This is a genomic window from Novosphingobium sp. 11B (assembly GCF_054589055.1).
The window spans coordinates 18,037-28,785 of sequence record NZ_BAAILP010000021.1 but is presented as its reverse complement, the minus strand read 5'-3'; the positions used below and the strand labels follow the sequence as shown (position 1 = coordinate 28,785).

General features: G+C 65.1%; 9 protein-coding genes and 1 pseudogene. 7 read left to right on the top strand and 3 right to left on the bottom strand.

The features are described from left to right. A partial coding sequence (locus ACYPYD_RS01900) for a transposase (RefSeq protein ID WP_459661861.1) occupies window positions 1-254 on the top strand: 254 nt, incomplete at its 5' end. Window positions 255-480: 226 nt separating this feature from the next. Further along, a complete protein-coding gene (locus ACYPYD_RS01895) occupies window positions 481-648 on the top strand; it encodes a hypothetical protein (RefSeq protein WP_459661860.1) in 168 nt (55 codons plus the stop codon). A 151-nt stretch (window positions 649-799) separates the two neighbouring features. Here the strand turns inward: ACYPYD_RS01895 and ACYPYD_RS01890 are convergent. After that, a pseudogene (locus ACYPYD_RS01890) lies at window positions 800-1,403 on the bottom strand (transposase); the annotation flags it as partial. A gap of 198 nt (window positions 1,404-1,601) precedes the next feature. Here ACYPYD_RS01890 and ACYPYD_RS01885 point away from each other — a divergent pair. Together ACYPYD_RS01885 and ACYPYD_RS01880 are read left to right on the top strand one after the other, a co-directional pair. After that, a complete protein-coding gene (locus tag ACYPYD_RS01885) occupies window positions 1,602-2,432 on the top strand; it encodes a 23S rRNA (adenine(2030)-N(6))-methyltransferase RlmJ (protein WP_008830665.1) in 831 nt (276 codons plus the stop codon). A 69-nt stretch (window positions 2,433-2,501) separates the two neighbouring features. Next, window positions 2,502-2,822: a hypothetical protein gene (locus ACYPYD_RS01880; protein WP_008830664.1), complete on the top strand. Its 321-nt coding sequence runs from the start codon at window positions 2,502-2,504 to the stop codon at window positions 2,820-2,822. A gap of 186 nt (window positions 2,823-3,008) precedes the next feature. On the opposite strand, the gene ACYPYD_RS01875 is transcribed toward ACYPYD_RS01880, so the two are convergent. Both ACYPYD_RS01875 and ACYPYD_RS01870 read right to left on the bottom strand, forming a co-directional pair. Beyond that, the gene (locus tag ACYPYD_RS01875; protein WP_459661859.1) at window positions 3,009-4,811 is read right to left on the bottom strand and encodes a M14 family metallopeptidase; all 1,803 of its coding nucleotides are present in this window, start codon (window positions 4,809-4,811) and stop codon (window positions 3,009-3,011) included. Window positions 4,812-4,828: 17 nt separating this feature from the next. Continuing rightward, window positions 4,829-6,988, bottom strand: a complete 2,160-nt coding sequence (locus ACYPYD_RS01870) for a TonB-dependent siderophore receptor (protein WP_459661858.1) — start codon at window positions 6,986-6,988, stop codon at window positions 4,829-4,831. A gap of 171 nt (window positions 6,989-7,159) precedes the next feature. Here ACYPYD_RS01870 and ACYPYD_RS01865 point away from each other — a divergent pair, with 171 nt between their 5' ends. Genes ACYPYD_RS01865 through ACYPYD_RS01855 form a run of 3 tightly spaced genes read left to right on the top strand, consistent with a single transcriptional unit; the run spans window position 7,160 to window position 10,589 of the window. Next, complete coding sequence (locus tag ACYPYD_RS01865) at window positions 7,160-7,897, top strand: ABC transporter ATP-binding protein (RefSeq protein ID WP_459661857.1); 738 nt, start codon at window positions 7,160-7,162, stop codon at window positions 7,895-7,897. Further along, the gene (locus ACYPYD_RS01860; protein ID WP_459661856.1) at window positions 7,894-9,333 is read left to right on the top strand and encodes an ABC transporter permease; all 1,440 of its coding nucleotides are present in this window, start codon (window positions 7,894-7,896) and stop codon (window positions 9,331-9,333) included. Before ACYPYD_RS01865 ends, ACYPYD_RS01860 begins: the two co-directional genes overlap by 4 nt. Then, window positions 9,330-10,589, top strand: coding sequence for a DUF3526 domain-containing protein (locus ACYPYD_RS01855; RefSeq protein ID WP_459661855.1), 1,260 nt, complete (start codon window positions 9,330-9,332; stop codon window positions 10,587-10,589). The genes ACYPYD_RS01860 and ACYPYD_RS01855 overlap by 4 nt, the downstream gene beginning before the upstream one ends. The last annotated feature ends 160 nt before the right edge of the window (window positions 10,590-10,749 follow it).

The window sequence follows — 10,749 nt, the reverse complement described above, 5'->3', positions numbered from 1 at the left end:
CGGCCAATGCCAACCAGATGCGCCTCATCCTGCATACCGCCGCCTACTGGCTGATGTGGCGCATCCAGCAGGCCATCCCCAAGGCCACTGCGCTGGCCGCTGCCGAGTTCGCGACTCTGCGCGTGCGGCTGCTCAAGGTCGCTGCCCGCGTCATCGAGAGCGCCTCGCGTATCCGTGTCGCCTTCGCGTCAGCATGCCCCGACGCCGGCGCGTTCAAAGCCATCGCCACCGGTCTTCGGCCAGCGCCGACATAGCCAGCGCGGCCATGCCGCCGAAACCCGAGCCCTCGTCCCGTCAACCTCGAAAAGCCCATTGCTCCTGACGCGGTGAAAAACACCGGCGCAGGCGCTCGCCCAAGTCAAGCCGCCAAACACCGATCGAGCTCGGGACACACCAGAGCGGCGGGCTCGTGAATAACCCGGGTTAAAGGCCTGGTTCGAAGACGAGCCTTGGCGTACCGGGCGGGAGTTACTGGAGAAATTGCAAGCCGAGCAGCCGAACATCTACCCGGACGGCCTCCTGCGGACTATCCAGCGCCGTCTGAAAGGCTGGCGCACCGAACACGCGCGAGCGCTGGTGTTCAGCCACTCTTCCGGGCTGGCCAGCGCCGCGCCAGGCGACACGGAAACCATCCTCACGGCCATGTGACGGATTACCGTTCCGCCTCGCCTACGGCTCAGCTGCACGGCAATCCGTCACATGCAATGGCATTGCTGCGCGAGGGCCTGTAAGGAACAATTACGTGAGGCAACGGTCGCGTTGCTCGGGAACATTTCTTCGTGAGGCAACACGGATATCACATGAAGCCATCCTGATCGACACCGGAGCGAGATGTTGCGAAGTTGCGATGCTGCCGCTTCAGATCCTTTTCCCCCGGGCAGACATAGACATCGCGCTTATGCTCGAAGCGGAAGGCGGATCGCTGGAAGCTGCCGGTGCGCCTGTTGCTATGATCAAAGATCGGGATATGTGCCTTTATCCCTTTCTCGTGCACCAGCCACGCTAAGTTTTCTGCAGAACCATAAGCGGTGTCCGCCGCCAGTCGCGCGGGCCAGACTTCGAACCGGTCCTGGACGCGATCGATCATCCGCCGTGCTGCAGTCAACAGCCTGCCGCACCGCCGTGCTCGCTTCCACATCCATGATGACGGCGTTCTTCAGGTCGATCAGATAATTGGTGCAGTAGGCGAAGAACGCCTGACCGCCCTTGGCGCTGGTCCAGCGCGCGGCAGGATCGGCAGGCGACAGGAACTTCGGAACGACAGGCGTCGCGGCGCCAAACGCGGCATCGTCGAGCACGGCCAGATATTCGTTCACCGCATGGTTGGTCGCCTCCGGCGGCAAGGGCTCACCGCCGCGAACCCCGCCCTGGCGATTAGCATCGGTTGCGATCAGGCTCGCATCTCCAATGGCGATCGCTGACGCAGGCTTGGAGCCTTTCGCCGAAATGCGATGTAGGACTCTATGCGGGTGCCGGATTGGTTACTTCAACCGCATAGCGCTCCGCTTCCGCGCCTGACAAAAAAGGCACGATCATAACTTCGCTTTGCAGAAGGTTCAGCAACTCGTTTAGAGGCTGATCGTCAGGATTTTTGAACCGCAATGAATTATCGCCATTCCTTCCACGCCGGCAACAGCGCCGATGTCGTAAAGCACAGCCTCCTGATCGCGCTGGTACGCGCGTTGCAGCACAAGCCGGGCGCGCTGACCCTGATCGATACCCATGCCGGCTGCGGGCTGTACGACCTTGGCGGCGACGACGCGCAGCGCACCGGCGAGGCCACGCAGGGCGTGCTGCGGGCCTTTGCCGACGCGAACCCCTTGCTGGACGACTATCGGGCCGCCGTGCATGCGGTGAATGGGGGCGACGAACCCCGCCTGTACCCCGGCTCGCCGCAGTTTCTGGCGCAGCTCCTGCGCCCGCAGGACGCCCTGATCCTCAACGAAAAGCACCCGGACGATGCCAGTACCCTGCGCGGCGCGATGCGGGGCACCGGCGCGGCCATACATGAACGCGACGCGTATGAACTCTGGCTGGCGATGGTGCCGCCCCGGACTCCTCGAGGCGTGGTCGTGGTCGACCCGCCCTATGAGCAGACGGACGAACGCGCGCGCATCACCGCCACCCTCGCCGCCGCCCACCGCAAATGGGCACATGGCGTGACGGTAATCTGGTATCCGCTGAAAGACAGCGCCACGCACCAGCGGTGGAAGGCGCAGCTGCGCAGGCTCGGCATCCCGAAATTTCTGGTGGTGGAGCATTGGCTGTACGACAGCGAGCAGCCTGGCATCTATAACGGCGCAGGCCTTTTTATCGTCAATCCGCCCTACGCTTTCATGCAGGCACTGCCACCACTGCTGGAAGCGTCGCGCGCGGCGCTGGCGCCCGAAGGGCACGAGGGCGAGATACTATGCGGTTGGCTGGACGACTAGGGTCATGCGCATAGATGCGCGGCCCGGATGCGGGGTGGAGTGCTGCCGCCGACATGCTAAAGGCGTGCCATGCTTCATAAACATGGCCGTGGTGGCACCATCGAAATCGACGGGTTCAAATATGACTGGGAGCTCGTCAGCGATCCCCAATTGTCCTCTTCCGATGGCTGGAAGGGGATGACAATTTCTCTGCGCCAGCACGGCATGGCGCGTGAAGCGGTGCTGGAATTTCCGGCTCCAAAGCGCCTGCTGAAAGGGTTGCCGAAAGGGCGTTTGCATATCAACGACACGATTGCTTCGCGCGGCGTAAGGGCAGCCCTGTCGGCCGGATGGGATCCCGCATCGCGCGGCAAGCCCGTAGTGTTCATGGTCGATGCCGACGGCAATTGAACGGGCGCAAATCTTGGACTCCCATACCGCAGATATAGCCTTAGTCAGACAACATCGTACCATTCCTACTTGGTGACCGACAAAGCAGACGGGCTGCACCTGGGGAATGGAAATCGGCGATTGTGTGACCGAAAAGGGTCGGCGATGTCGGCCGCGTAAGCCGCTCAGACGCGCCCATTGCGGTCATTACATTTTGCCGAGCCAATTTTCGACAACCACCCGTTGTATTGGATAGACGCGGCTGAACCCGTCGCGATGAGGAAGGCGATCAGACAGCCACTGTAAGCGCGCTTTGGAGCTGGCAGCAAAAGTGCTGTCCGCAGCCAGTTTGCTGACGAACTCCGCGCATAGTTCGGCATCTGATCCCAGCAACGCGTCGACGATCGGCGCCATCACGAAATCCTCTGTTCCTGCGGGAGCCGAAAGCACTTCGGGAAACAGGCCCCACGCGAGGAAGCTGTCCAGGCTTTCCGGCTCCAGCAGCGCCGCCGCGAGCAGTCCGAGCGGTTGGTCGGATGCAACCCGCACCGTGCCTGCCGGGATCGCCGCCTCGCTCTGTTCGTGCGTGAAACGCGCCGTCACCGGGATGCGTCCATCGTGGGCCGGGGCCAGCCTGACGTCATGAAGGCGCACCGTGTCCACACGAAGGACCCTGTCGGTTGCCAGCGTTTCAAAGCCGATGCCATGCAGGCGCAGCTTTTCGATCACCTCGGTCTGCGCTGCGGGGATCAGCCAGGCCTCGGGGAGTGGGACAGCCTCGGTCGGCTTCTGCCCGATGATCGGCATGCAGAACGTGATCCTTCTGCCGGTCCAGCGCTGCTCCATCCGGCCGGTGGCCGCCGAATGGTATGTCTCGAAGGCGACGCCCTTGAACTTGTCCACCCAGCCGATCGGCTGTTTGGCCGGAGCCCAGCGGGTGAGCAACTGCCTGGGGCGTTCGGCGCGGTCGATCGCCTTGGCCTCGGCGATGCGTCCCGCGTCCTGTGCGGCGAGCTTGAGTGCGGCCTCCAGCAGCACATAAGTGCCGAGCACGCGCTGGCGGTAGGGCTTGAGCATGTGGTTCTCAACCAGCACCGTGGGCACACCGATGAAGTCGCCATAGCCTGTCGAATAACGCGGACCTTCGGGGCTGTAGCGGATTCCCTTCTGCGGATCGCGAGTGTCGATCGGGCTGGGGTAAATGATCGGCTCGTGCCCGGCGCGCGTCAGCGCCGCTTTCACGGTCGGGCCGAAGCGCTGTTCCAGCCATAGCGCGGTAGCGCGGTGGCGCGCATACTTGCCCCAGCCTGCATATGTGTAGGTCACGTCATACTGCATGTCGAAGCCGCCGCTGACGTGGCAGTCGATGTAGAGCGCCGGGTCCAGCCGCCGCAGCAGCGCGACCATCGCGCGCACTTCGGGCGTGTCGAGCTTGGCGTAATCACGGTTGAGATTGATATTGCGCGCGTTCCCCTCGGTACCCTTGGCCTCGGGGCCGCGCACGTGGAGGAAGTTCCAGGGGCTCGAGCGCTCATGCCCGTCGATGTTGAGGATCGGCACGAAGACGAGATCGACCTTGTCGAGCAGGCCGCTTTTGCCGCGCACCGCGATGTCGCGCAGCAGCATGAGGCCGGCATCCTTGCCGTCGATCTCGCCTGAGTGGATACCCGCCTGCACAAGCACGACGGGCTTGCCCGGTCCGCCGGTGCTGGCGCGCACCATCAACAGGTCGCGGCCTGCGCCGGTCTTGCCGAAGCTCTCGACCCAGATAAGTGGCGAGGCCTTGGCCAGCTTGTCGAGCCAGTCGCGCACTTCGTCATAGCGCGGCGTGGCCTGGAACCCTGAGGCCTCGGCCGGGGTGATCCACGGATCGCCGGACTGGACGATCAGCTTCTCGCTCGCGCCCGACCATGCCAGCGCAGGCGGCAGCACGGCGGGCGGTGCCGATTCCGCCGCTGCAGCGGCAGTCGTGATGGCGAGAGTGGCGGCGAGGACGGCGAACTTCAGCATCGATCGATCCCCTGCCATCAGAAGCGCGCGCGCAGGCCGATGGTCCCAGTACGCGGCGCGCCGGGCTGCACCCAGAGCGGCGAGTAACTGTTGGCGTACCAGCGTTCATCGAACAGATTGGTCACCGAACCGAACAGTTCGAGATGCTCCATCACGTCGACTTTGCCGAACAGGCGGAACAGCGCGTGCGAGGGCAGCATGAAATCGGTGCCCGTTTCGCCGCAGCGCTTCCCCACGTATTGCATGCCCGCGCCGATCTGCACCTCGCGCTTGCCCAGAGTGAAGGACTTGGCGAGCTGCATATTGAGGTTGTGCTTCGGGATGTTCACCAGGGCATCGCCGACCTGCACCTGGAACGAGGTATTGGGGTCCACCATCGCCGAGCGCGCTTCGGCATCGACATAGGCGTAGCTCACTAGAACATCGACGCGGCCCGGCAGCTTCCCGGCAAGGTCGAACTCGGCGCCGCGGCTGCGCGCCTTGCCCAGCGCCAGTGAGAACCCCGGCGCGTTGGGATCGGTCGCCAGCACATTGGCCTTGGTGAGATGGAACACCGACAGCGTTCCGGTCAGCGCTCCGCCCAGCAGGCTCAGCTTGGCACCTGCCTCGAAGGATTCGCTGTTTTCGGGATCGAAGATCTGCCCGTTGACATTGGTGCCGACATTGGCCCGGAAGCCCTGCCCATAGGCGGCGTAAATCGTCACCGGATCGCTCAGTTCGTAGACCACGCCGGCTTGCGGGCTGAAGCGGCTGCGCTTGCGGCGGCTGTTCTGGCTGGTCAGGCGATTGTCGGTTTCCAGCGTCAGGTGGTCGAAGCGCCCGCCGATGCGGACCTGAAGCCGGTTAGTCACCTCGATCTGGTCCTGCACGTAAGCGCCTATCGAACGCTGGTGGTCAGTACGATCCATCATGGTCGCGCCGACAGGCAGCGCGAATCGGCCGTAGACCGGGTCGAGGATATCGATCACATTACCCTGCTGCGCCGTTGGATTGGTGCTGAGGGCAGGCGGGCGGAAGCGCAGGAACAACTGCTTGTAATCGAAATTGTCGTAGTCGGCACCGATCAGCACGCGATGCGTCAGCGCGCCGGTCTCGAATTCACCCGCCAGTTCCACGCGCAGTACATAGTGCCGTGCATCGTAACGACGCGAACGACGCTGGCGCGAGAGCGAGCGGCCGTCGGTGTAGAGCGCCTGGCGCGAGGCCGCCGTCTCCGCATCGGAGGAAAATCCGGTGAGCAGCGTATCGCGAATGCTTCGGCCCACCAGCAGACTCCAGCGGTTGCTGAACTGATGGTCGAGCCGCAACTGGTGCCCTTCGGCGCGGGCGACCGTATCGCCATCACCCGGCTCGCCAAGGAAGCGGTATCGCGGGACGGTGTCGAAATTGCCGTCCAGCACCACGATGCCGCGATCGAACGGAACCGACACACGGGTCTTCTCCAGATCGTAGGTCAGGCGCGTATCCGGTCCGAGCGCGAGGCCGACCGAGGGCAGGAAGCCCCAGCGCGACTGATGGACGTGATCGCGGAAGGTATCGCCCTCCTCGCCATAGCCGATCAGACGCACGGTAAGACCTCCGGTCAGGGAGATGTTGACGTCGGCCTCGCCGCGCACCCGGTCCCAGCTGCCGTACTGGATCGCGGCGGTGCCGAAGCTGCGGCCCAATTCGGCCTGCTTGGCCACGAGGTTGATCGTGCCGCCCGGCTCGCCGCACCCGATCAGCGCTGCAGCGGGCCCTTTGAGCACTTCGACCCGCTCGATCCCCGCCGTATCACGCTGCCCGCCGAAACCGCGCCCGCCGTTGAAGCCATTGACGAGATAGCCGCTCGGCATGTTCTCGTCGCCAGCGAAGCCCCGGATCGCAAAGGCATCCCACAAGCCGCCCAGCGTGTTCTGCCGCACCACCGAGGCGTTGAGATCGAGCGCGTCGGTCAGCCGCTGGATGCCGTTCTGCTCCAGCGTCTTCGCATCGATCTCGGCAATCGACTGTGGGATTTCCGACACCGCGAAGTCGCCGCGATAGGCCTGGCGCACGCCGTTTACGGTGATCGCCTCGCTGCGCTCCTCACCTTCGGCTCCGGCCTCTTCGGCCAAGGCACCGCCAGACGGCGCCAGCGCGATGGCGAACGGCAGAGTTCCGGCAAGCAGCCGGCGATTCCTGGTAAAGCGAAGCATGCGATCCCCACGGTGACTATGTCCCGAGGCAGCGCGGTGCCTCGTTCGGGCGGGCTTCTGTCAGCACAAACGGCGGCCGTCAATGATATGTTGCATCATATCAATTAATAAGGCAGGAGGCCGCAAAATCCGCAGAAATCCTGACTTCTTTAGCAATATTCGGGAAACATTATGATTGAAACGACACTGCCGATCCTGATCGAGAACCTCGCTGTCACTTACGGCGACCACCGGGTTCTGGACGGTCTTTCGCTCTCGGCGCCCGCAGGCAGCGTGACCGCTTTGCTGGGTGGTAATGGTGCGGGCAAATCGACCACGCTGTCGACCCTGCTGGGCTTCGTGAAGGCGCAGGCCGGCTCCATTTCGGTCTGCGGCATCGATCCCGGCGTCGCGCCTGACGACGCTCGCCGCCAGATCGCCTACTTGCCCGAGAACGTCGCGCTTTACGAACATCTGACCGCCGTGGAGAACGCGCAATACCTGCTGGCCCTCTCCGGCGGGAAGCAGGCCCGCGCGCCGATCGTCGAGGCCTTCGCCGCCGCCGGCCTGCAGGAGCGCGCTTGGGACCAGCGGCTCGGCGCCTTCTCAAAGGGGATGCGTCAGAAGGTGGCCATCGCGGTCGCACTGCTGCGCGAAGTGCCGGTGCTGCTGCTCGACGAGCCGACTTCCGGCCTAGACCCGCGGGCGACGGCGGACTTCAACGCTCTGGTGCTCGCGGTGCGCGCACGTGGCACCGCCGTGCTCATGGTGACGCATGACCTGCTGAGCGCCGCCGACATCGCCGATCGCATCTGCTTCCTCGAAGCCGGGCGCATCGTCGAGGACGTGACGGCGCGGGGCGAGGACCGCTTCGACGTGCGCGCGCTGCACGCCCGCTTCGCGGTCGCCGCGCAGAGGGTGGCGGCATGAACGCCGCACCCCTGATAGCGCGCGACGAGCTGCGGCTGATGCGCCGCAACCGCGTCGCCGTGATCGCCTGCGTGCTGCTGGTGCTGCTTACCCTGGTGGCGGTTGCAAGTTCCTGGTCGCACCAGCGCGAGATCGAGAACTTGCGCGCCCGTCACCAGCACGAGGCCGAGCAGGCCTTCGACGCGCAGCCCGACCGGCATCCGCATCGCATGGTCCACTACGGCACATTCATCTTCCGCCCGCTGAGCGCGCTCGCCGCCTTCGATCCGGGCGTCGATGCCTTCACCGGCAATTCGATGTTCCTCGAAGGCCACCGCCAGAACACCGCCAACTTCGGCGATGTCAACCAGAGCTCGCTGCTGGTCCGCTTCGGCCAGTTGACGCCCGCCTTCGTGCTGCAGACGGTGGCGCCACTGCTGCTAATCTTCCTCGGCTATGGCGCCGTCGCTCGCGAGACGGAGCGCGGCACCTTGCGCGTGCTAATGATGCAGGGCGCGACGCGCGGGGCGATCGTGCGCGGCAAGCTGCGCGCGCTGGGCACCGTCGCCCTGCTGGTGATGCTGCCTGCGATCCTGGGCCTCGTCGCGCTAGCGGGTACGTCAGGCGCGGCAAGCCTGCCGATGGCCGTGATCGTGCTGGGCTATGCGGCATGGCTGCTCTTGTGGGTCACGGCCATCGTACTGGTTTCCACGCTGGTCGGCCGCAGCCGCGACGCGCTGCTGGCGCTCGTGGCGATCTGGGCGGTGAGCGTCGTCCTGCTCCCGCGCGTGGCGCCGGATATCGCCAGCGCGGCGGTGCCCCTGCAGAACCGCCTGCAGACCGAAGTGGCGATCGCCCGCGACTTGCGCCGCCTCGGCGATGCCCACAACCCCGACGATCCGCACTTCGCCGCCTTCAAGCGATCGGTGCTCCGGCTCTACGGCGTGACGCGGGTGGAAGACCTGCCGGTCAACTACAAGGGGCTTCTCGCGGTGGAGGGAGAGAAAGTCACCTCCGCGCTGTTCGAGCGCTACAGCGGCCAAAGCTACGCGGCACAGGGCTCGCAGAACGCCATTGTCGGCATGGTCGGCGCAATCAGTCCGGCGATCGCCTTGCGCTCGCTGTCGATGGCAGCCGCGGGGACCGACTTTGCGGCCCATCGCAGCTTTCTCGAACAGGCGGAAGCCTATCGCTACGACCTCGTCCAGCGGCTGAACCGGCTGCAGGCCGATGGCGTCACCTATGCCAACGACACCGCGAGCGACGCGGACGCCGACCGCCGCAAGCGCATTGCCGCCGGTAACTGGGAAAAGATGCCCGACTTCACGTATCGCGCGCCAGACGGTGCGACACTCGCCGCCCGCGCTCTGCCGGGGCTGGTCGTGATCGCCGGATGGCTCATGCTTGCCGGAGCCTTGCTCGCCTTCGCCACCTGCCGTCTGGGAGAGCGCCGATGACCTTGTGGATGCATGAAGCCCGCCTGCTGCTGCGCCGGCGCCTCGCCATGATCGCCGTTGGCCTGCTGGCGGTGCTGACGGCGGCGGCGCTGATCGCGGGGATGGCCGAAGTCGGTCGCCAGCGCGCCGCCATCGCCGCCATTGCTGCTGCGCAGGCCGAGGACATCGGCGCCATCGCCACCTGGGTCGACAAGGAGAAGGATGCGGGCAGCGCCGCCTACTACAGCTTCCATCCGACCTGGAACGCGCCTTCACCGCTCGCCTTCGCGGCGCTGGGGATGCGCGACGTCTCCCCTTACATCCTGCGCGTGCGGGCGCTGGGCCTCGAAGCGCAGATCTACGATGGCGATACCTTCAACCCGGAACTGGCGCTTCCCGGCCGCTTCGACTTCGCCTTCGTGCTGGTGTTCCTCGCCCCGCTGTTCGTCATCGCCTTGTGCCACGACTTGACATCGGGCGAGCGCGAGGCCGGGCGCTGGCGCACGCTTGCCGCTCTCCCGCATGGCGGCGCGGCCTTGTGGCGACGCCGCACCCTGCTGCGCCTTGCGCTGCTGTGGGCGGCGATCGGCGTGCCTTTCGCCGTAGCCGCCGGCATATCGGGCGTCGTAGCTGGCGCGATCCTGGTAATTCTGGGGTTAGTCCTTGGCTACCTGCTGTTCTGGGCATGCCTGAGCGCGCTGATCGGCCGACTGCGCTGGAGCAGCGTCGCCAATGCGGCAAGCCTTGCGGCGCTATGGCTGGTGCTCGTGCTGGTACTGCCGGCGCTCGGTCACGTCGTTATCAACCGCGCGATCCCGGTGAACCAGGGCGCCGAGATCGCTCTGGCCCAGCGCGAGGCCGTCAATCACGCATGGGACATTCCCCGTGAGGACACGATGCGGGCTTTCTATGCCAGTCACCCGCAATGGGCCGATTCCGCGCCTCTGGGCACAGCGTTCCATTACAAGTGGTATTTCGCCTTCCACCAGGTCGGCGACGAGAGCTTGGCGGGCAAGGTGCGCACTTATCGGCAGGGCCTTGAGACCCGCGATCAAACCGCGCGCAGCCTCGGCTGGGTGTTGCCCTCGGTTGGCGTGCAGGCGCTGTTGACCGGGATGGCGCGGACCGACCTTACAGCGCAACTCGCCTATCGCGACCAGATCCGCGACTACCATCGCCGCCTTCGCGAGTTCTACTATGGCTACATGTTCCGCGACCGCCCTTTCGGCAAGGCGGACTTCGACCACGCCCCGCGCTTCGACGCGGCGACCGGATAGGTAGCGCGGTGGCAGCCATGTCGCCGCGCCATCCCAAGATCGAATAATGGTTGCCCCGCGGACCATTGCCGAAACGCAAATCTCGTCATGCCATATGTCCGCTCTCCCGTAGGTCCCAGAATGGCGACTTCCCAGGATCCCCGGCTGAAAGCCACCATTC